The sequence below is a fragment of the Streptomyces sp. NPDC048361 genome, from assembly GCF_040651795.1.
Taxonomy (GTDB): Bacteria; Actinomycetota; Actinomycetes; order Streptomycetales; family Streptomycetaceae; genus Streptomyces.
This window is the reverse complement of sequence record NZ_JBEZKW010000041.1, coordinates 1-19,795: the sequence shown is the minus strand read 5'-3', so window position 1 is coordinate 19,795 and position 19,795 is coordinate 1. Positions and strand designations below refer to the sequence as shown.

Annotated in this window: 19 protein-coding genes and 3 pseudogenes; 7 read left to right on the top strand and 15 right to left on the bottom strand. The window is 67.0% G+C overall.

Annotation, left to right across the window (positions count from 1 at the left end; genetic code table 11):
- The first annotated feature begins 267 nt into the window (after positions 1-267).
- Positions 268-1,038: an XRE family transcriptional regulator gene (locus AB0D31_RS22905; RefSeq protein ID WP_362726101.1), complete on the top strand. Its 771-nt coding sequence runs from the start codon at positions 268-270 to the stop codon at positions 1,036-1,038.
- Positions 1,035-1,508, top strand: coding sequence for an NUDIX domain-containing protein (locus tag AB0D31_RS22900; protein ID WP_362726100.1), 474 nt, complete (start codon positions 1,035-1,037; stop codon positions 1,506-1,508). Before AB0D31_RS22905 ends, AB0D31_RS22900 begins: the two co-directional genes overlap by 4 nt.
- Here the strand turns inward: AB0D31_RS22900 and AB0D31_RS22895 are convergent.
- The 3 genes from AB0D31_RS22895 to AB0D31_RS22885 all read right to left on the bottom strand — a co-directional run bounded on the left by AB0D31_RS22895 (position 1,496) and on the right by AB0D31_RS22885 (position 5,333).
- Positions 1,496-2,065 (bottom strand): HD domain-containing protein, encoded by a 570-nt coding sequence (locus AB0D31_RS22895; RefSeq protein ID WP_362726098.1) that lies wholly within the window; start codon positions 2,063-2,065, stop codon positions 1,496-1,498. The two genes, AB0D31_RS22900 and AB0D31_RS22895, sit on opposite strands and share 13 nt — an antisense overlap.
- An 11-nt stretch (positions 2,066-2,076) precedes the next feature.
- The gene (locus tag AB0D31_RS22890; RefSeq protein WP_362601733.1) at positions 2,077-2,523 is read right to left on the bottom strand and encodes a GntR family transcriptional regulator; all 447 of its coding nucleotides are present in this window, start codon (positions 2,521-2,523) and stop codon (positions 2,077-2,079) included.
- 539 nt (positions 2,524-3,062) lie between these two features.
- Positions 3,063-5,333 carry a restriction endonuclease gene (locus AB0D31_RS22885; protein ID WP_362726095.1) on the bottom strand — a complete coding sequence of 757 codons (2,271 nt, stop codon included), beginning with the start codon at positions 5,331-5,333 and terminating at the stop codon, positions 3,063-3,065.
- Positions 5,334-6,117: 784 nt separating this feature from the next.
- Here AB0D31_RS22885 and AB0D31_RS22880 point away from each other — a divergent pair.
- Positions 6,118-6,255: pseudogene (locus tag AB0D31_RS22880) on the top strand (hypothetical protein); the annotation flags it as partial.
- A 723-nt stretch (positions 6,256-6,978) separates the two neighbouring features.
- On the opposite strand, the gene panD reads toward AB0D31_RS22880, so the two are convergent.
- The 5 genes from panD to AB0D31_RS22855 form a co-directional block, all read right to left on the bottom strand.
- Entirely contained in the window at positions 6,979-7,350 is a 372-nt protein-coding gene (gene panD, locus AB0D31_RS22875; RefSeq protein ID WP_362726092.1) for an aspartate 1-decarboxylase, read from the bottom strand.
- 30 nt (positions 7,351-7,380) lie between these two features.
- Positions 7,381-7,593 (bottom strand): MbtH family protein, encoded by a 213-nt coding sequence (locus AB0D31_RS22870; RefSeq protein ID WP_362726090.1) that lies wholly within the window; start codon positions 7,591-7,593, stop codon positions 7,381-7,383.
- 4 nt (positions 7,594-7,597) lie between these two features.
- The gene (locus AB0D31_RS22865) at positions 7,598-10,300 is read right to left on the bottom strand and encodes a condensation domain-containing protein (protein ID WP_362726087.1); all 2,703 of its coding nucleotides are present in this window, start codon (positions 10,298-10,300) and stop codon (positions 7,598-7,600) included.
- Between the two features lie 125 nt (positions 10,301-10,425).
- The gene (locus tag AB0D31_RS22860) at positions 10,426-11,394 is read right to left on the bottom strand and encodes a hypothetical protein (protein ID WP_362726084.1); all 969 of its coding nucleotides are present in this window, start codon (positions 11,392-11,394) and stop codon (positions 10,426-10,428) included.
- On the bottom strand, positions 11,391-11,729 hold the full coding sequence (locus tag AB0D31_RS22855) for a PadR family transcriptional regulator (RefSeq protein WP_362726082.1): 339 nt from the start codon (positions 11,727-11,729) through the stop codon (positions 11,391-11,393). The genes AB0D31_RS22860 and AB0D31_RS22855 overlap by 4 nt, the downstream gene beginning before the upstream one ends.
- Before the next feature lie 176 nt (positions 11,730-11,905).
- On the opposite strand from AB0D31_RS22855, the gene AB0D31_RS22850 reads away from it, so the two are divergent.
- The 4 genes and pseudogenes from AB0D31_RS22850 to AB0D31_RS22835 all read left to right on the top strand — a co-directional run bounded on the left by AB0D31_RS22850 (position 11,906) and on the right by AB0D31_RS22835 (position 14,631).
- Positions 11,906-12,088, top strand: a complete 183-nt coding sequence (locus AB0D31_RS22850; RefSeq protein WP_362726079.1) for a MerR family DNA-binding transcriptional regulator — start codon at positions 11,906-11,908, stop codon at positions 12,086-12,088.
- A gap of 999 nt (positions 12,089-13,087) precedes the next feature.
- Positions 13,088-13,475, top strand: a pseudogene (locus tag AB0D31_RS22845) (transposase); the annotation flags it as partial.
- A 598-nt stretch (positions 13,476-14,073) separates the two neighbouring features.
- Positions 14,074-14,430, top strand: a complete 357-nt coding sequence (locus tag AB0D31_RS22840; RefSeq protein WP_362726076.1) for a PRC-barrel domain-containing protein — start codon at positions 14,074-14,076, stop codon at positions 14,428-14,430.
- A gap of 27 nt (positions 14,431-14,457) precedes the next feature.
- Positions 14,458-14,631 carry a hypothetical protein gene (locus tag AB0D31_RS22835; RefSeq protein ID WP_362726073.1) on the top strand — a complete coding sequence of 58 codons (174 nt, stop codon included), beginning with the start codon at positions 14,458-14,460 and terminating at the stop codon, positions 14,629-14,631.
- Positions 14,632-14,765: 134 nt separating this feature from the next.
- Here AB0D31_RS22835 and AB0D31_RS22830 read toward each other — a convergent pair whose 3' ends face one another.
- The 7 genes and pseudogenes from AB0D31_RS22830 to AB0D31_RS22800 form a co-directional block, all read right to left on the bottom strand.
- Positions 14,766-16,229 carry an oxygenase MpaB family protein gene (locus AB0D31_RS22830; RefSeq protein ID WP_362726070.1) on the bottom strand — a complete coding sequence of 488 codons (1,464 nt, stop codon included), beginning with the start codon at positions 16,227-16,229 and terminating at the stop codon, positions 14,766-14,768.
- A gap of 17 nt (positions 16,230-16,246) precedes the next feature.
- On the bottom strand, positions 16,247-16,957 hold the full coding sequence (gene uppS / locus AB0D31_RS22825) for a polyprenyl diphosphate synthase (protein WP_362726217.1): 711 nt from the start codon (positions 16,955-16,957) through the stop codon (positions 16,247-16,249).
- A gap of 552 nt (positions 16,958-17,509) precedes the next feature.
- Positions 17,510-17,833 carry a hypothetical protein gene (locus AB0D31_RS22820; RefSeq protein WP_362726068.1) on the bottom strand — a complete coding sequence of 108 codons (324 nt, stop codon included), beginning with the start codon at positions 17,831-17,833 and terminating at the stop codon, positions 17,510-17,512.
- A gap of 30 nt (positions 17,834-17,863) precedes the next feature.
- Positions 17,864-18,112: a hypothetical protein gene (locus tag AB0D31_RS22815; RefSeq protein WP_362726065.1), complete on the bottom strand. Its 249-nt coding sequence runs from the start codon at positions 18,110-18,112 to the stop codon at positions 17,864-17,866.
- Between the two features lie 333 nt (positions 18,113-18,445).
- Positions 18,446-18,618: pseudogene (locus tag AB0D31_RS22810) on the bottom strand (histidine phosphatase family protein); the annotation flags it as partial.
- 133 nt (positions 18,619-18,751) lie between these two features.
- Complete coding sequence (locus tag AB0D31_RS22805) at positions 18,752-19,090, bottom strand: type II toxin-antitoxin system PemK/MazF family toxin (RefSeq protein WP_362726062.1); 339 nt, start codon at positions 19,088-19,090, stop codon at positions 18,752-18,754.
- Positions 19,087-19,431, bottom strand: a complete 345-nt coding sequence (locus AB0D31_RS22800) for a hypothetical protein (protein WP_362726059.1) — start codon at positions 19,429-19,431, stop codon at positions 19,087-19,089. Before AB0D31_RS22800 ends, AB0D31_RS22805 begins: the two co-directional genes overlap by 4 nt.
- Positions 19,432-19,795 lie beyond the last annotated feature (364 nt).

Genomic DNA, 19,795 nt, shown 5'->3' with positions numbered 1-19,795 from the left:
TCAGCGTTCGTGCAGGTCAAACACCTCTAACAAGCGCCCAGTCGGGCACTGCCAGATGAGGAACATGTAGTACGTGTTCCTCATCATGCAGAGACGAATTCGCCCCGTCAAGCCCTTCGGCTCTTCGGTTCTGCGAGTCCTCGCTGTCGATGTGCTTCCAGCTTGGCCTCTGCAACGAAGACGATCGACCCCGCACCTGTACGACCTGTGCACGACTTGGCTACGGTGAAGTCGTCCCAAGTCGTCCCAGCCGGGGGAGAGCACGACATGGCCAACGAGAGGCTTCGAGGCGCGATCGTTGAGAGCGGCATGACGCTCGATCAAGTGGGCGCGCGATTAGGGGTTACGGCCAAGACGGTCGAGCGCTGGATCGGTGACCCAAAACGCAAGCCCTACCGGCGCTTCCAGTACGCCGCTGCCTCGCTACTGCAATGTGAAGTGTCCTACCTGTGGCCGGAGGAACGGACATCAGCAGAGGTCACCGAGGCGGGAAATGCTGAGCTGATCAAGCTTTACCCCCATAAATCGGTCGTTCCGAACCGGTTGTGGCCACAGCTCTACGCGCAAGCGCGCGAGCACTTCGACGTGCTCGTCTACTCGGGCTTCTGGCTCACTGAGGACCCCGCGTTCCACAAAGTTGTCAAGGAAAAGTCAGCGGCCGGCGTCCGCGTCCGCTTCATGCTCGGGGACCCGGGCAGCCCCGCCGTGGCGGTGCGTGGTGAGGATGAGGGAATCGGGCCGGCCATGGCCAGCAAGATTCGAAACGCCCTCATCAACTACGGCTCACTCTTCGGGCTCCCCGGAGTCGAGTTCCGGCTGCACAGCACGACGCTCTACAACTCGATCTACCGGGCCGATGAGGAGATGCTGGCCAACGGCCATCTGTACGGGGTCGGGGCGTACATGGCCCCTGTGCTGCATCTTCAACGCGTGCCAGGGGGCGAACTGTTCGATGCGTACGCTGAGAGCGTTGAACGGGTCTGGGAGTCAGCCAGGCCCATCTCTTCACCCGCCGATTGCGGAGGTCTGCACGCGTGAGCCGAATCGACTATTTTCGCGACCCGAACGCCCCTGCGGCCAACTCCGTCGTGCCGTCGGTTACGGCAGTCGTCCGCGACGATGACGGACGGCTTCTGATCATCCACAAGACGGACAACGACCTGTGGGCGCTCCCGGGCGGCGGCCATGACATCGGTGAGAGCATCAGCGACACCGTCGTCCGGGAGGTGCTGGAAGAGACAGGCATAACCGTCGAGATCGACAGCGTCGTGGGGCTCTACACCAACCCAGAGCACGTCTTGGCGTACGACGACGGAGAGGTGCGGCAACAGTTCTCGATCTGCTTCCGGGCCCACCCGACCGGCGGGGCTCTGCGCACCAGCAGCGAATCGAAAGAGGTCCGTTGGGTTGACCCAACGGACCTCGATGACCTGAACATCCATCCGTCGATGCGGTTGCGCATCCGGCACGGCCTGGACGACTCCCGGCAGCAGCCCTACATCGGCTGATGGCCAGTAGCCACCGCGGCTAGGCGCTTCTCCACCCTGTCGGCGGCGGCGTAGATCTCAGGCGCTGCCCGTTGGATGAAACGACCCACGATCGTGTCGGGACCGTAGCGCTGCACGATCTCACCAACCCGATCGGCAGGCGTGGTCTGCTCCCCGTCCGGCGTGGTCGTCATATCGCAGAACACCAGCGCGTCAACCAGGCCGGGGCGCTCCAGCTCGAACTCACTCTCAAGCTCATGCCGGATCCCTCGCTCCTCAGCCTCCAGGAGAGCGCAGGAGTGGTGGGCCACGAGTCGCACGACCCGTTCGTCGGCTCCTTCCTGGTCACGAAGGAAGCGCGCCCCGTCCAGCGGGTGAAAGCCGGTGGTGGCGATGCGCGGCGAATAGCCGATGTCGTGCAACACTGCCGCCGCTTCCAGTAGCTCGGCATCGTCCCCCAGGATCGGCCCCAGCGCACGAGCACACTTAGCGACCCCTAGAGAGTGCGCCCACCTTCGCGGCAGCGGTTCGGCCAGCAGTGACTCGGAGGTTGAATACGCCCACTCATTTAGTCCCATGGCGGCCAAGGCTACGACCGGCCGGCCGTCGTGGGGAGGGCGCGTACCGTGCGCCCCTTGCCGTGAACGGTGGCGAGCAACCCGGTTCCCTCCATGTTGGCGAGCACGCGACGCACCGCCGTGCGCGATACGTCGAACCGTGCGCAGAGCTTGGCTTCGGACGGGTACGTGTCGCCAATCGCGAGAGCGTCCTCAGCGATCAGGTCGGCCATCCGCTCAGCGAGAGAGCGACGGTCCCCCTCGCGGGCGACACGCCAGCCAATCCCGGGCGCGGACTCAAGAGCCCCTTCTGCTTCGAGCACCTTTAGTGCCCGACGGATCGTGTTGCGGGCGACACCGTGCGAGCGCATGAGATCAGCCTCAGATGGCAAGGGGCCGGTGATCTCGCCCTCTTCGATTCCCTTCCGCAGTGCCTCCGAGATGACCAGGTAGGTTCCGCGCGGACTGGCCTCCGACACTTCGGCTCCTCTCGCATCGCTCCGTCGCTCGCTGCCAAGGGTCCCACGGTCGCCGGGGACCGTGGAGAGCTTGGTTGCACGACCGCTTTTCGTGTGGACGCTCCGTCTCATTCAGCTCCGCTCGTTGTCCTGGTCTTCGTCCAGTGCACCCCGAACACCTCCGTTCACCGTCGTACGCGTACCCGGCCCCACCGGTTTCGCGCACTGCCACGAACCCCCCTGAACGGCTTTGCGGACAGTGGGCACACGGGCGTGCCGGCGTCCGTCCTTGCCCAGGTAGATGGCCGACGGAACACCGGTCGCCGCGAGGTCGAGGGCAGCACCCCAAGGAACGTGGCTTGGTGGCTCATCGCAGACAGGATGCTGCCGCGGAACTGTGATCCGACTTTGCAGAGGTGCTGCCCGTCATCCTCGGCTCGCTCCTGGACCTCACGAGCACTGGATCTACCGGGGGACCATGCGGCACGTGACCTACTCGTTGGCACTCTGCTGTAGTGACAGTCTCCCATGGGGACCTCGAATGGGTCCGTCGGCTCCGGCTAGTCAGACGATCCCCGCAGGGTCTGCATCATGCTATGAACTTTTCTGGCTTCATTCCATGTAATCCCTGCGGCACTCTCTTGCCGAGGTGCTACAAAGGGCGCCTCATGCTCTGCATCAAACTCGTCCAAGCGCTGCAATACGTTGTCGTACTCACTCATGTCAAATGGAGCAGTCGACCCGACTGCCTTGTAGTGGTCGATCACTTCCTTCATTTCCGATCCGGAGAACACCGGATCCCGGCGAGTTTGCGCCCAATCTTCGAAGGCCGATTGAGCATAGTCGTCCCGCGCCGAATCCAGCCTCGCCAGAGCCTTAGAAACCTCGATCCCGGGGTCGTAGTGGTGAATGGAACGGAGAAAGTCTTCAGCTTCTTCGATGAGGCTCCAATCACTGAGGTCACCCATAATCCATTCAACCGCCCACGATATGCAGTCGAACAGAATCTCTTCACCTCTGACCGTTTTGTATCGAGCCAGGGTTTGGAAGAACGCATGCAGGTCAGTGGACTCCGATGCATTCAAAATAGTATCTGCCTCAGAAGCCGCTTCAAGAGCCAGTTCCCGGATGACCTCCGAATCAAGATCAAGCCCAATCTCCAGACTCAGCCAAGCACGACGCACATAATTCTTCCCGCCCCTAGAATTACGCAGGTTGACAGGCTCAGCATGGAAGACCGCGGAAGCGACCCGTTCAAGCTGCTCTAGCCGCCTTATGTAGGTCTCAGCCATAGGGCCTCCACCTCGCGCGGGGAATATGAGCCAGAGAGCCTCTAGTTGCTCAAACCTCCTAACCAGCGAAATGAGAGAAATTACCTCCCCTATGTCCGACTGGACATAGCTGACCAGATAGTCTCGAACGGACGGGTTATGGAAGCCGACGTGTATAGCCCCAAACTGATGCACGCTCTTTAGCATTGTTCCGTCGAGCACACCCAGCGCCCTACGCAGTTCGCGCAGAGGTTCGCCAAGTTCCATCCAAAGCTCTTGCAGCTCATCTAGGCGAATATCCGACATGAACGTGAGAATGAGCTTTAGAAGCTTTACATCGGTTTCACCCAGTTGATTTCGGACGATGTGATCCCAGACCCTGTATGGATCTTCGAGGTTAGCGACGATATTGTCGCTCAGCGACTCGTGGTGACCCGAAAGCAACCCCGAGTCTGCAAGTGTGACTGCGAGGATACGCGGATTGAAATTCCGGTGTTCGATGATCGGGCGATATACTCTCTCGTCTGCAAATGACTGCTTGATCGCCTGAGGGAGCGGCGAGTTGTAAACGTGATTATAGAGGATGGAGGCTCTAGCCTGATACGTGTAGTCTGACAGATCGATGACGCAAGTATGAATGTCGAACGAATGCCTATCCAGGCGTTCATACCGCTGCCTGGCCTGCGCGAGGATATATTCGCGAGTTGTGAGAATAAAGCGTTTGTTGGGACTTCTTTCGACTCGCTTCATCAGCGAAAGAAGCCGACTGTCCTCATTTTTCGCAAGCTTCTCATCGAACGTCGTCTGCCCAAGGAAGTCATCGTAGTAGTAGACCTGGCTCAGCTCGTCGTTCCACAGATGGTTCGCCTCATCGGAATCCTCTGAGATCTCTACAAGCTCATACCCCATAGCCATGTAGTGGGCACTGATGACCTGACTCAGGGTTGTCTTGCCGATTCCAGGGAGCCCTGCGATTACGCAGACGTGTCTATTCTCAAGAAGTTCGAGAGCCCTGTCGTAACTGGGGTTGACCGCATAGGTTCGTAGCGTACTGTCAAACTCTTCAGCCAATGCCTGAGAGCGGGTCACAACGTTCTTGGCGAGCAGCGAGTTTAGAACTGAAGCGCTCGTGAGCCACAGGCGAAGGTGTCGACGGACGATATGATCACGCTTACGCAGAAGGGCGTCAATCTCCTCCTTCCCGTAAATATCACTGGGCGTCTTAACGTAGGGCTGGAGGATTTCGAACAGCTTATCCTTGGCACTTCTAGTCAGAGAGACTGATGTGGCAAGGACGTATCGTTGCGGATTAAGCTTCGCTACTTTTGCCGCCTCGGTATTTTCTATGTACTCAATCAGCTTTGCACGCCCGGACCGGTGCCAGTGCTTGCACTGGACGACAAGTGACTCTCCTTCCGAAGAGAGATGGCGCAGGTCGACTCCTCCGTCGGCGCCAGCGGCGAAGAGCTCAAGCCTGACGCCAAGCTCCTCTTCAAATAGGTCCTTGCAGACGGCCTCAAAGTCGAAGTCCGTCAGCCGACTCAGATCGAACGTCTCCATGCCCTTCCCCTTCCCCTGCCACCCGCCTGCGCCTGCGCCTGCGCCTGCGCCTGCGCCTCAGTATCGGCTGCCACCAGTAACTTGTGCAGCTAGCAGCCGAGTTGCGGTGGCCCAGCGAGGGCTCATCATCTGCCGTACCCGCAGTCCTCGTTGTCCTGGTCTTTGTCCAGTGCACCGACGGCCACCACCGTTCACTGCCGTACGCACACCCCTCCTGACCTGCCAGGCGACCCCTCCTGGACTGCCCCGTACGGGCACGCGGACAGTTGGAAAGCGTGTTGGGGGCAACCCCTCACGAGTTCGAATCTCGTATCCTCCGCCAGTGCCTCACCGGGCACGATGTCGAAGGGCCCCACCGTTCGCGGTGGGGCCCTTCAACATATGTGGTCTCAGCTACGCAGGGCGGACAGCCGTGGACTTCCCCGGACAGGCACCGGCTGCTCTCTGCCAACGATCAGGTCACCAGGTCGTGATCGTCGAGCGCGTCAACACCAAGGCTCTGTGGGGCGGCCGCCATGAGCCCCGCGACAGCGCACGAGCCGTATCAGCCAAGTCGACTCCTTGAAGCGGCCAACGGAGAGGGCGACCACGCCCTCATCGGCGGAGGACCACAATAGGATGCCCAGCGGACACTCCACGGCTCCTGAGCGCCACCCGAATACGGGCAAGGACGCCCCCGACTGACGACGGTGACCAGCAGCAGATCGAGACCGGTTGTGGGACGCAGCCCCTGGGCCAACGACCCCCGCGCCATCGGCGGCACCGCAGCAGCAAAGTCGACCGAGTGGGCCTTCGTGCAATACATGATCGCCAGCAATGGCACCGGAGAAGGGCCGCGCCGGCGTCATCCTGGCCCCACGGCGTCCTCTTTCGCGGTGGCGAAGAGGGAGCCATCCGCCTCCGAGTCCTGGACGACGACCACCTCGGGGCCGTCATCGGGCTGCCGGCTAAACTCCTCTCCAACACGACTATGCCGACCTACTGCGTGGCCCGGTCGAAGTGCGGATGGGTGAACTTGACCGCGACCTGTCGATCCAGCCGCTCGTCTCAGGCACGCCAGACGACGCCCGTTCCGCCCCTGTCGATGGTTTCCTGCAGTACATACCGGCCGGCGAACTTGACTCCTGCTTCTGGCGTCACCAGTAGCGCTCGCCCTCACGCCTCGTGCCAGATGAGACCGGATCGTCCTGCGATGATCACAGAACGTACTGGCCGGTGATCTGTCCAGTAGGGCTTCGGGCGGACCGGCGCAGGATCCTCCCGGAACGCGGCGATTGCCTCCCAGTATGGCCAACTGGCTTGCACATGTACTCAGTTGCAATCCGCGGTGCACACTTCGCACCTCAGCGCCGAGACGGTCAGCCCCAGGGGACGCAGACGTACCCACTGTGGACGTCGAGGCGCACCAGCAGCCAGAGAACGGCCAGGCCGCCCGTCGGCCCGACCTGAATCCGTCGGCCGAGCAGTGCGGGCCGCCCGGAGAGCCAGGAGGAGAGGGATCGCGGGCGGTGCAGTCGGCGCCCGTGCGCCGGCCATCTGCCGGTTCCGCCTGTGCCGGATCCGGCACGGGGCGCACTGCCACGCGAAGGTGCGGGCGAGGGGATCGGTAGGTGTTCAACGGGCCCCTCGCCCGCCGCTCGCTGCGTCAGGAGGCCGGGTCGGTGCCCGTCCTGAGTGCACGGTTGTGTTCGTCGACGAAGACGACCTGGGGCTCCAGCTTGCGGGCCTCCTCGTCGTCCACCGACATGTAGCCGATGATGATGACCGTGTCGCCGGGGGCCACCAGACGGGCCGCGGCGCCGTTGATGCAGATGGTTCCCGCTCCGCGTTCGCCTTCGATGACGTACGTCTCCAGACGGGAACCGTTGTTCACGTCCACGATGTGCACCTGCTCTCCCACCAGCAGGTCCGCCGCGTCCATGAGGTCGGGATCGATGGTCACCGAGCCGACGTAGTGCAGATTGGCCTCGGTGACGGTAGCGCGGTGAATCTTCGACTTAAGCATGATGCGCTGCATGGAACGTGACGCCTTTCGAACGAGGTGGGATCAGACCGCTGTGGTCGCTGCGATGTGGCTGGCCGGACGCATGTCGGTCCAGTTCTTCTCGATGTAGTCGAGGCAGTGCCGCCGGGCGGCCTCAGGCAGGACGATGTTCCAGCCCGCGGGCACCACGGCGAACGTTGGCCACAGGCAGTGCTGCCGCTCGTCGTTGACGAGCACGTGGAAGGTGCCGTCCTCGTTGTCGAAGGGGTTTGACATGGTTTCAGTCCTTTTCGTGTCGGTGTTCGGTGAGGGCACTGCCGAGCGTGCGTGCCGTACGGCAGCGGAAGATGGTCTCCACGTCGACGGCATGTCCCAAGGCGGCCTCGATCCGGCCGGCCAGGCGCAGCGCCCTGAGCGAGTCGCAGCCGAGGACGAACACGTCGTCGTCCGCGCCGACGGCGTCGAGCCCCAAAACCTCCGCGATCAGCTCGCGGAGAAGGTGTTGTCCGGGGTGCACCGCCGCTGGGGCCGGGGTCAGGAAGCGGTCGGTCGGGGAGTCCGGCGCCGATGGCAGGGCGAGCAGCAACTCGCGCAGTAGGTCGGCCGTGCGGCCGCCGAACCCGACGTCGAACAGGTCGGGGCGGTGGCTGACTTCCAGGTGGAGCCGCGGCCCGGGGGCGGCCATCAGCTTCAGCGGGTAGTGGTAGGCGTCGTGGCCGGTGGCCTCCAGAAGCCGCAGGTCTTTGTCCGGTCCCCCCGGCAGGGACTCGGTGGTCGGGAAGTTCTCGAAGACGACACAGGAGTCGAAGAGTGTCCCGAGGCCGGCCGCCCGCTGGATCTCGGGCAGCGCGAGGTGGTGGTACGGGAGGAGACCGGCGTGTTCGGTGTGGAGGCGCTCGAACAAATCGGCCAGGGATTCGGCGGGGTCAAGACGGACCCGGACCGGCACGGTATTGATGAACAGACCCACCATCTCTTCCACGCCGGGGAGTTCGGCGACCCGGCCCGAGACGGTGGCGCCGAAGACAATGTCACGCAGCCCGGTTTCCCGGTGCAGGCACAGCGCCCATGCCACCCGGACCAGCGTGTTGAGCGTGACGCCCTGCTGTCGCCCCATGCCGAGCAGGGCGGAGGTCTCCGCCTCGGTCAGATCCACGACGGTACGTTCGGGCAGGGCACGTATCCGAGCCGCGTCCGCGTCGGGGCACAGCAGCGTGGGCGCATCGAGGCCCGCCAGCGATTCGGTCCACACGGCGCGCGCCTCGACCTGGTCCTGCGCGGCAAGCCACCTCAGGTAGTCCGGGTAGTGGCCGGGCACGGGCAGACGACCGTCGTCTCCGCGGTGGACATAGAGGGCGAGCAGGTCGCGCAGCAGCAGTGAGGTGGTCCAGCCGTCGACGAGCAGATGGTGCATGCTCAGCACGATGTGCAGGCGATCTTCGGCGAGCGTGACCAGTGTGCAGCGCATCAACGGAGGCTTGGAAGGGTCGAAGCGCTGCCGCCGGTCGGAGTCCAGCAGTGTGGCCATCTGCTCGGCCTGTTCGCGCGGGGCGAGGGCGGTCAGATCGTGGGTGTGCCAGGGCATCCGGGTCCGCTCAGGGATGACCTGCACCGGCTCGCCCGTGGCACGCTGGAGGAATGCCGCACGGAGCATCGGGTGGCGGTGCAGCAGGGCGTCGCAGGCGTCCTGGAGCGCGTGGACGTCCAGCGGACCCCGGACCTCCAGAGAGATCTGCACGTTGTAGACGTCGAGGTCCCGGCTGTCGTACCGGGCGTGGAAGAGCAGCCCCTCCTGCAACGGCGTCATCGGTAGTACCTGGACGACCGGTGCGCCGATACGGGTGCCGAGCCGGACGAGTTCCTTCTCGTCGGGCTCCCGCTCCCCCGGGAGGGCCAGGGCCGGACGGGAGGGCGCCGTCACATTCGCCACATGGCCGACCAGTGCGCGCAGTGCCGCGAACCAGAGCTCAGCCAGGCCGTTGACGTCCTCCTCGGAAAGGATCAGACGTGCCCAGAGCCAGTGGGCGACCAGCCGGGGGCCCGCCGGGCCGCCGTCGATTGCGGCGTTCAGCTCGACGACGTGCGGCATCGGCATCCGCGGATCGGCGCCGACGGGCAGCGCGTCCGATTCGGGCGCCACGTTCCAGTCCGCGGCCGCCCGGGCGGGCCCGCCTCCGGGACCATCCTGCCTGCCCAGGTAGTTGTAGCCGATCTGTGGACTCGGATAAGCGGACAGCTGGGGCCCTATGTCCAGGTTCAGATGGCGCAGCAGGCCGAAGCCGAGCCCGCGCTGGGGGACATCACCGTACTGAGCGGCCACGCGGCGCACCGCCTCGCCGAGCCGGGTGACCGACGCCGCGCCGTCGTGCGGGTGCCAGTCATCGATTCCCGTGTCGATCCGTACCGGGTACAGCGAGGTGAGCCAACCGACGGTGCCCGAAGGGTCGGCGCCCTCGGTCAGCTGCTCGCGCCCGTGTCCTTCCACGTCGAGCAGTACGGCGGTGCTGCCGCCCGGTTCCCTCCCGCGGCGCCAGGCGCTGACGGCGAGCGCCAGGCCGGTGAGCAGGACCTCGTTTGTGCCCGTGCCCAGGGCCGCGGGGACCGTGGTGAGCAGGGGCGTGGTCAGGGACGCGGGAAGAGTGAGACTGAGCTCGCCGGCCGTTGCGTAGATGTCGCGGGAAGGAGAAAGCCGGGCATCGGTGACAGCGATACTGCTCGCGCCCAGTGTCCTGTGCCAGTAGGGAAGTTCGCGGAGCAGGGCGGGTGACTTCGCCGCGGTGTGCAGCTCACCGGCCCAGTCCCGCATGGGCAGGGGCACAGGGCCGAACTGCGGGGTGGAGCCTGCGGCCAGACTCTCCCACGCGGTGTACAGGTCGGTGAGCAGGATGTGCCACGAGACAGCGTCCACGGCCAGGTGGTGGACGGTAACGAGCAGCCTCCCCTGCCGGACATCATCGTCGAACCAGGTCACCCGCAGTAGCACGCCGTCACGCGGCGCGAGGGCGTCGGCATCCTCCCGCGCGTGCCTGATCTCCTGGAGACAGCTGAAACGGCTGGTCGCAGCCGAGGTCGCGTGACGGGCCCTTACCCGTTCGAGGCGAGTTGGTGTCAGCCGCGGGCGGCGCGAAAACGCCTGACGACCGACGCGGCGCCAGAAAGGAGCACCACAAAGGCGAAGGCGTTGTAGAGCGCGTTCGGAGTCGTCCAGTCCTTGTTGACGTCGGTCAGGAAGGCCTGGTTGAAGAACATCTGACGGTAGACGATCCAGACGAGGGGCAGCGAGAACACGGCTTGGGCCGCGGCGTAGCAGCAAGCCAGCCGAACCGTCCAGCCACGCGAGGCGATCCGGACCAACTCGACGATTACGAGGGCCATCAGCCCTGCCAGCACCGGCCAGATCCAGCCGGACCACAGGCCGGGGTCGAGGATCTGCAGGTGCTGGCCGTTCCGGTCGGCACCGTCCGCCCGGTAGGGCTCCGTGACGTGCTGCCAGACGATCGCCCCGGCCAGCAGGGCGTGCCAGGCCATCGAAACGCAGGCGCGCACACTGGTCGTGTCCTTCTGCCGTTCCTCGGGCAGGTCGTCGGGTGTCCATGCCTTGGTAGTCATTGCGGTAAGTCCCTCTCGGGTTCGACCGCGCTCGACCAGGGCGAACACCAGGGTCAGCCAGGCGATCATCTGGCTGCCGACCATGAGCAGGGTGCCGATACCGCTACTGATCGCCGACCCCAGGCTGCTGTTGTCGGCGATGTCCAAGACCATGACGCCGATGGTGACGGCAGGCAGGACGGTGGACAGCAGCACCGTCAGCAGCCGCATGTACGCCGGGTAGTAATCGGGCCCGATCAGCGCGAGCGGCCGGCCCGCGTACCGGGCGGCCTGCCGAATCGGGTCCCCCATCTCCGTGAGCACCTCCCGCTCCGCGGAGCGGGCATCGGCCGAGCCGTGCGCCTCGACGGTGTCGGCGATCGTGGTACGTAACTCGTCGGCGATGTCGTCGCGCTGGTCGGCCGGAATGCGGCGGACGACCTCCTGTACATAGCGCTCGGTCAGTGTGTTCGTAGTGTTCGTACTCATCCGCTCTCCTTGACAAGTCGTGAGATCGAGGTAACGAGCTCCTGCCACTCGCGGACAAGTCCGGCGAGTACTCGGGAGCCTTCCGGGCTCACCTGGTAGAACTTCCGCGGCCGGGCCTCCTCCGTGTTCCATTCGCTGGTGAGCAGGCCCTGCTTCTCCAGCCGACGCAACAACGGGTACAGGGTGTTGCCGTCGGCGGTGACCCCGGCGTCGTTCAGCGTCACCAGGAGCGCATAGCCGTACTGCGGTGCCCGGAGCAGCGCCAGACATGCCAGCACGACAGTGCCGCGGCGCAACTCCTGGGCCTGGCCCAGGGTCAGTTCTTCAGTAGACACGAGAGACACAATACCGTGCGCCACACAGTAATGTCACGCGTCTTGGCCAAGCGGGCGGAGGGCCGGCCGTCGCGAGCGGCCGGGTTGCGACGTGCTTTGCTGACGTCTGATCACGTCTCGCCCGCGCCGTGATGAGTGCAGGAAGGTCGCGGCCCGTCGGGACGCTGTCCCCAGGTATGAAGATCAGTGAAGCTTCCAGAGCCAGCGGCGTGAGCGCGCGGTCGTTGCGGCATTGCGAAGACGAAGGCCTGTTCGTCCCCGGTCGTTTCAGCAATGGGTTTCGCGGCTACTGCCGGTCCACCATCGACCAGGTGCTCGTGATCCGCTCACTGCTGGGGTCCTGGCTGTCCGTGCGGTAGATCAGGGAAGCTCTGCTCAGCCTCGCTGACGAATCCGGTGGCGGCACGGCGATGTTGCACGCGGAGTTCCTGCACGAGGTGCAGCGCCATCACGATCGCCTCACTGCGCACATCGCGATTCTCGGCGATCAGTAAGCGGCACTCGGCGCATACCTGCGGGAGGCTCGGAGCGCCGCCTGTGACCGTCGCTTGACCTTGACGCGAGTGTGCGATTCCTACGTTTCGCGCATGGAGATCAACGAGCAGCCCTCACGACCGGTCCGCGCCATGACACCCCGAGGCCCGGCGAGTACCTGGGCCGCGTGGTCACATCAGAAGACCGTCATCACCGCCCTGTCAGAGGCCTTGTCAGGACGACGGCAGGACACCGAGATTGCCCGGCTGCAAGACCATTGTCGGACGCATAGCCGCTCTCGCGGAGGCAGCTCGCCCAAGACTCGGATACCCCACTCGCCTGACAAGCCCCGAGGGCCTCTCAGGGATCATCGGAAGCCAGGGGCCTGGTCTCATTCCTGGTCTCGTTCGCCTCTGTTCAGGACTATTCCGACGAGCCTGGCCCGAAGGCTCCGCCGCAGGCCAGGACACCCATGACCCCAGCCGGACCCCCAGACGAACAGTTGGAAAGCGTGTTGGGGGCAACCCCTCACGAGTTCGAATCTCGTATCCTCCGCCAGTGCCTCACCGGGCACGATGTCGAAGGGCCCCACCGTTCGCGGTGGGGCCCTTCGACGTATGTGGTCTCAGTTGCGCACAGCGGACGGCCGTGGACTTCTACGAACGGTCTTCGCCTGCTCCCCGTCAACGGCAGGTCACGGGGAGTGTGATCGTCGACCGCACCGGGACCAGGGTCCTCCTGGGCGACCACCACGAGGCTCTGCGGCGCGGGCACCAGCCCAAGTCGGTCCCTTGACCCGGCAGCAGAAGAGTGCGACCAGGGCCTCACTGCCAGAGGGACAAAATAGGATGCCCAGCGGAAACTCCACGGCCCTGAGAGCCGACGCCGCGATGACCAGAGTGCAGATCCGTGAGGTCGTCGAGCGGCTGGACACCGCCGGCCAATGGCGGCCGGGCGATCCTGGCTGTGCTGGACGCCGGATATGACGCCCCGCGCATCGCCCACCTGCTGGGCGACCTGCCCGTCGAGATCCTCGGCCGGCTCCGTTCAGACCGGGTGATGCGGCGTCCGACACCCTCCCGCGAGGAGTTCCACCGGGCCAACCCCAAGGGCGGCCGACCGCCCAAGCACGGCGGCAAGTTCGTCTTCGGCGACCCCCCAACCTGGGGCACCGAGCAGGCCGTGACGGTCACGAACACCCGGCTCTACGGGAAGGCGACTGCACAGGCGTGGGACCGGCTGCACCCGCGGCTGACCCGCCGGGCCGCCTGGCGACCCCACGGCAGCAACCTAGGAAATGTGCCAATCGAGGAGGACTGTTATGCGCGGTGGGTCAGGAGCAGGTCTTCGTAGGTGCGCTGGTGGCGGGTAGTGCGGCGGTGGCGGAGCAGGTGGGTGGCGCGTTCGGGTTCGCCGGCGTCGATAAGGGTGGCCAGCGATCCCAGTGCCGCATTCGTGAGAACCACACTGTGACGCCAGGATCACGGCAACGTTTTTCCTGTGATTAGGCAACACTCCCTGGATCGGTAACAGGCAAGGGGGCCCGGGTCTCCCGCCACGAGGGCAGGGCGGCGTCCGCGTCGAACGCGAAATCACCCAGGACACCCTCGCCCGCGCACCGCGACGACCGCCTCCGCCGGGAACCGGGCACGGCCCCCTCATGGCCTGGGCCCCCGCATCGGTGGGACGCGGCCCGAGTCGGCGTGGAGCCCGCGTGGAAGACGGGCCCATGGGGCTTTCCAGAGGTCGGGGCCGCCGCAATGGGTGCGGCGGGGGCGACCGCGCTGGTGAGGGTGGGCTTTGCGGGGCAGGCGGGGAGAGGTACCCGGCTTCCGGTCCACAACCGCGAGAAGCGAAGGGGGACCCCGGGATGATCCAGATCGCGGACATCCGTGAGTGGCGGACCCACGACGTCGTCGACTCGGACGGCCACCGGATCGGCACGCTGGAGGCCGTCTACGTGGACACCAGCACGGACGACCCGGCCATGGCCACCGTCCAGGTCGGCCTGCCCACCCGCCACCGTCTGGTGTTCGTCCCCCTGACCGGTGCGATCCTCGGCCCCGGCTATGTGAAGGTCGACTACGACAAGGCGCTGGTGAAGAAGTGCCCGGCGATCGGCACGGACGACGTCCTGCCCGCCGAGGACGAGGTAGCGGTGTTCGAACACTACGGCCTGCCCTACCAGCGGGGTGCGAGCGGTGAGCGTCAGCTCGCCCGCCGCTGACCGGCCCGACAAAGAGGTGTACGCGTCATGACGTTCTTCCTGCTCCTCGTCATCGCGGCGATCGTGCTGGGCATCATCGGAGTCGTCGTCAAGGGGCTGTTCTATCTGCTGCTCATCGGCATCGTGGTGTTCATCGCCGGGCTTGTGTACCTGGTCCTGCACATTCGACGCTCCGGCCGCAACGGGCGCACGGTCCGCTGAGGTTCCCGGCCGTCGGGCCCCGGCGGCCGACTTCGTCCACGCGGCGGGGTGGCGGTACGCGGCGTTGGCGCGCCGAGCCAAGAGGCCCGGGCGCCTTGTGGCACCCGGGCCTCGAAGGATACGAGGCTTCGTCCCTACGCGTCGGCGAGGAGCGGGTCGTACGGGGTGCTCGCGCGGCGGCCCGACATGAAGGAGACGAAGTCGCCCACGAAGGCGCTCCGGCCGTAGGTGCCGTCGGTGGTGGTGAGGTCGCGGTGGAAGCCGGTGTGGAAAAGGGCCCGGTACTCGTCGGCGTCGATGGTGCCGTTGCCGTCCTTGTCGGTGGCGTCGAAGAGCACCTCGGCGACGCGGATGAGCGCGGGCCCGGCGAGGGAGGGGACGGCGGCCGCGTACTCGTCGGCGCTGACGCGGCCGTCGCCGTCCGTGTCCAGGGCTGCCTGGAGCTCGCGCCACCAGGCGGCGAAGGCGTCGTAGAGCCGGGTCTCCTCGGGTTCGTCCAGGTCGAGGCGGGTGGAGAGCTCGCGGGCCATGGCGGCGAGGTCGGGCCAGTCGAGGTGGCCGTCGCCGGTCTGGTCCAACACCCTGCGGAAGAACTCCTCCGCCGAGCGCCGGCCCTCCCCCGTGGCGGCCGACGGCGCCGGCCCCGGGTCGGCGTCGCCGCCCAGGGGCATCAGGAGGCGGAGCAGGGCCGAGGCTCGCTTCATGCGGGCCCCCAGGGCGGCCATGGTCCGGGCGCGGGGGTCGTCGCTGTCGGGTGAGAGCGAGAGGAGTTCGATGATGCTCTCGGCGTTGATCCAGCCCTGGGGCAGGAAGCGGGCGAGCCCGGCGGCGCAGTAGGCGCCCTGCATGAGGGTCGGGGCGCCCGGCATGTCCGGCAGGCCGGCCCGGCGGCGGTAGGGCTCGGGGAGCGAGGCGACGGTGATGGCACCGAGGAGCGGACCGGCGACGGCCCGGCCGGCCGCCCACAGCGTCGGCGCGCCACCGAGCAGCGCCGGGGCGGGCAGGTGGTCGAAGAGGCGGTAGAGGATGACGCGGGCCGCCTCGGTGTTCTCCAGCTCGTTCTCCACGACCTGGTCGAAGTACCCCCAGAAGTCGTGGAGTTCCTCGGGGAGCCCCCCGGCGTCACCGTCGAGCGCGGCGAGGAACACGCGGTACTCCGCGTACATCCGCTCCATGGTGTCCTGGCCAAGCGGCTGGCCGCTGAGCCGGCACATGGTGACGGCGCTCTCGAAGAGGGTGGCGACCACCCAGGCGCGGGCCGCGCGGTCCATCGCGTCGTAAGGACGGCCGCGGGTGTCGGAGCCGCTCATGCGGGCGTGCAAACGGTTGAGGCGGGCGGCCTCGCGTTCGCGTTCCGCCGGGTCGCCGCCGAACATGCGCCGCATGCTGAGGAAGGTGTTGCGCAGCCGGCGCCAGGGGTGGGCGACGAAGGTGGAGTTGTCGGCGAGCGCGGCGCCGATCTGCGGGTGAGCCGCCTCCAGTACGGTGGCGCGGATCATGGCCAGCGCCCAGCGCGGGTCGTCGAAGAAGGCGTGGAACTGCGATTCGGGGCCGAACAGGGGTGCCTCGTCGGTCGTCCCCGTGGTGCCGGTGGTCATGAGGGGGTCTCCGTTGCTCATAAGGGTTCTCCGGTGGTCAGGGGCGGCACACCGCCGAAGCGGCGGTCGCGGCGCCGGTAGGCGTGCAGACAGGCGAGGAAGTCGGGGGCCCGGAAGTCCGGCCACAGCGCCTCGGGGAAGACCCATTCGGCATAGGCGACCTGCCAGAGCATGAAGTTGGAGATGCGCTGTTCGCCGGAGGTGCGGATGACGAGGTCCACATCGGGGGTGTCGGGGAACGGCAGATGGTCCGCGAAAAGCCGCTCGGTCACCTGGTCGGCGGGCGTCCCGCTGAGGATCAGCGACCTCGCGGCCTCGACGATGTCCCGACGCCCGCCGTGGTCGAAGGCGACGGTCAGCGTCATACCCCGGTTGTCCGCGGTCAGCGTCGCCAAGTCCTCGAAGTCCCGCGCCAGTTCACGGGGGATGCGCGCGTCGGCGACTCCGAGGAAGCGGCAGCGGATGCCGCGGGCGAGCAGCAGCGGCGCGTGTTTGCGCACCACCCGGCGGACCAGGCGCATCAGATAGTGGACCTCGGCGTCGGGCCTGTTCCAGTTCTCGGTGGAGAAGGCGTACAGGCTGAGCCACTCGACGCCCGCGCCCCGGGCCGCCTCGATGATGTCGATGACGGTGGTCTCGGCGGCCCGATGGCCCGCCGTGCGCGGCAGTGAACGCCGCTGCGCCCAGCGGCCGTTGCCGTCCATCACGCAGGCCACGTGCCGGGGCACCGCACGCGCGGGCCCGCCGTCCCGCCGCCACTCCCCGGCCCCTTCGGTACGCCCTTCCCGACCGGGCCCGCCGTCCGGACGCTGCCCACCGGGCGCGTCGCCCCACCGCTCCCGGCCCGGATCGTCGCCCGGCCGCCGCCCGTCGGTCCCGCCGCCGGACCCGTCCTCCGTCGCCGCGCGTCCGCGCGGCACACCATGGCCGGTCACACCCGGGCCCGCCCCGTCGGGAACGGCGCGACCGGTCCTGTCGTACTCGGTCACGCCCACACCGTCTCGCCGCCCCCGCATCGCCCACGCCACCACCAGCGCGTTCCCTGCCAGAAGTCTGGCAGCGCGAACGGGACCCGCCCGGCCGAACCGGATGGTCTTCACCCCTGGCTCGTACGTCCGAGTCCCCCGTACCGGCTCCGGGCCACACGCCCGTCACCCACCAGCGGGCTGTCGGCGCCCGAGCCCGCTACGGGCGCACCCGCCCGCCCCGGCCGTGACCACCACCGCGCCCCCGGCCCAGGTTTGACAGCGCCGGAACGGGTGACCCGGCGAGGGCGTTCATCAGCACCGTGGGGATGAGGGCCTCAGGGGTCGGGAGCATCGGGTCATGGCGGCCGGAAAGCCCCGCACGTACGTCGTCGCGTCCGCCTGCCGCAGCAGCGCGGCGTCGCTGTCGCCGCGCCTCAGATAGCCGGCGGCGTCGGCCACGGCGACTGCGGCACAGACGTTGAACAGGACGTGGACCTGGTGTCCGATGAGCCACCGAGCGCTCCACACGTCCTTGCGCGACGCCCGCGTACCAGGCTCGGGGGCGGCCTCCCGCCGGCCGGCGTCACGGCCGGTGTCCGGTGTCGCGCCGGTGAGGTCGGCCACCGCCTGACGCATCCCCGCCAACTCCAGTGCCAGGTCACCGCCCTACAGCGGCGCGTCGCACAGGTCCTCCAGAGCGCGGTGGACGACCAGGGCGCCGTGCAGGGCGGCCTGCTGATCGGACAGCTCCTCCTCGCGGACCCGGAAGAAGGACTGGCTGATCGAGTCGGCCGGCAGTGCTTCACCCGAGATGGCCGGAGCCAGGTCCGACAGCGCGGCCACCAACGCGCCGGCGGCCGCGGCGGCGTGCCGCAGCGCGCGGGTCCGTTCGACGGGTCCGGCGTGGGTCGCCACCCCGGCCAGCACGCGCGCGGCACGTCTCGCCTCGGCGTCGACCTGCGGACCCAGCGCCGGGGCGGGCCGCCCGCCCCGGGGCTCACGAAAGACAGCGACAGCAGGATGACCGGCAACCGGTGATAAGCCCATGGTGGGAGTACTTGGCCATGAACGCCTCACTCGAAACACTGATCCACGCCATTCTCGGACGACGCCGATCCGGTCCTCCGACGCCGTCGAGCGTGATACCGCCGCGCGCCACGTCCGGATCGCGCCGTCGCCCGGACGAGGCGAGCGGATGCCGCCGAACCCGCGCCGTCCCGGGCGCGGGGTCCGGCCACCACCCGCCCGCTACGGACCCAGCGGGCGGCCCGTCCGCAGGTTCCAGCGCCCCAAGCGGCCGGTCAGCTCCGTCGCCGTCAGCGGGGCACGTCGATCCGCCAGAACGCCGACTCGGGCGCGTCCAGCGCCCGCAGCACCGGGGCCCGAACGATCTCGGGCTCCACGACCGCGAAGGCGCGCCCGCCGTCCGCCGCGGCCGCCTCGAACTCGACCCGCCCCACCTCGAAGCGTGGTGCCACCTGCGGGACGCCGTACGAGTCTTCACGCTGTCCCGCATCCAGGGCGTCATGCCGACGTAGGTCAGGCCGCACCAGGTCAGCGCTGCAGCCCGAGAATCAGACGGACCGAGTCCTCCACACGGTGCAGTTCTCCCGGAGCAAGCAGCCCCAGCTTCCTTCGCAACCTCGACTTCGTAACCGTGTGGAGGTCAGCGCAGTTCACGTACGACTCGTCGTACTTCGTCAGTCCGGCGTCAGGCCCGATCGGAACGTGCGTGACCTGTGGACCGGACGTGCCGGTGATCAGCGCGACCGTCACCGAGGCGAGCGGCTCCGCGATCCGGTTGACGGTGAGGACGACGACGGGGTGCGGCCCAACCGGTTGCGGCAGTGCGCAGACCCATACTTCGCCACGGAGCGCCGTCCCCGGGCTCACCACTGCATCTCGTCCGCTGCCGCAAGCTCATCATCGGTCGGCTCGACCACGCCCTCGGGCAGAGGCACACCCTGATCCTGGTAGAAGGCGCGGATCTCCTCGACCGCCCCGACCTCGGCCGCTTCCCGCGCGAGGAGCCTCAGCCCTTCGCGAAGAGCATCCGAGGTCGAGTTGAGGTGCAGTGTCCGCATGACCTCCTGAAGGGCCTGCATCTCATCGCCACGGAGCCGGACCTGCGCCAACCGACTGGGCCCGAGCACGGCCGCCGCCGCATTTCGCTTCACCGCGGTCGCGGCGGCCTTTTTGGCTGCCTTCTTCTTGTGAGCTCCTGTGGTCTCCACGCCCCCTCCAACCTGTCGTACAAATGTCATACACCTAGTGTGGAGGGGAGAGACCGACCCGGTCAAGGCAATCCCACAGACGGCCCTCCCCGCACGGACAGACCGAAAGCCGCGGCGAGTGGGGCCGGGAGAGCGGTCCGACCCACCGCGCCCGGTCTCAGTTCTGGTCTCATTCGCCCCCGTCCGGGCCCGTCCAGACGGAGCCAAGGCGAACGCTCCGCCGCAGGTCAGGACGGATACGACCCCCTCCGGACCCTCGTACGAACATGTGGAAAGCGTGTTGGGGGCAACCCCTCACGAGTTCGAATCTCGTATCCTCCGCCATTGCTCTCACCGGGCAATACGTCGAAGGGCCCCGCAGTTC

Excerpts from the sequence above, each read along its gene's own strand:
- AB0D31_RS22905 (WP_362726101.1), top strand. The coding sequence starts at position 268 with ATGGCCAACGAGAGGCTTCGAGGCGCGATCGTTGAGAGCGGCATGACG.
- AB0D31_RS22895 (WP_362726098.1), bottom strand. The coding sequence starts at position 2,065 with ATGGGACTAAATGAGTGGGCGTATTCAACCTCCGAGTCACTGCTGGCC.
- AB0D31_RS22885 (WP_362726095.1), bottom strand. The coding sequence starts at position 5,333 with ATGGAGACGTTCGATCTGAGTCGGCTGACGGACTTCGACTTTGAGGCC.
- panD (WP_362726092.1), bottom strand. The coding sequence starts at position 7,350 with ATGCAGCGCATCATGCTTAAGTCGAAGATTCACCGCGCTACCGTCACC.
- AB0D31_RS22870 (WP_362726090.1), bottom strand. The coding sequence starts at position 7,593 with ATGTCAAACCCCTTCGACAACGAGGACGGCACCTTCCACGTGCTCGTC.
- AB0D31_RS22860 (WP_362726084.1), bottom strand. The coding sequence starts at position 11,394 with ATGAGTACGAACACTACGAACACACTGACCGAGCGCTATGTACAGGAG.
- AB0D31_RS22850 (WP_362726079.1), top strand. The coding sequence starts at position 11,906 with ATGAAGATCAGTGAAGCTTCCAGAGCCAGCGGCGTGAGCGCGCGGTCG.
- AB0D31_RS22840 (WP_362726076.1), top strand. The coding sequence starts at position 14,074 with ATGATCCAGATCGCGGACATCCGTGAGTGGCGGACCCACGACGTCGTC.
- AB0D31_RS22835 (WP_362726073.1), top strand. The coding sequence starts at position 14,458 with ATGACGTTCTTCCTGCTCCTCGTCATCGCGGCGATCGTGCTGGGCATC.
- AB0D31_RS22830 (WP_362726070.1), bottom strand. The coding sequence starts at position 16,229 with ATGACCACCGGCACCACGGGGACGACCGACGAGGCACCCCTGTTCGGC.
- AB0D31_RS22820 (WP_362726068.1), bottom strand. The coding sequence starts at position 17,833 with ATGCGTCAGGCGGTGGCCGACCTCACCGGCGCGACACCGGACACCGGC.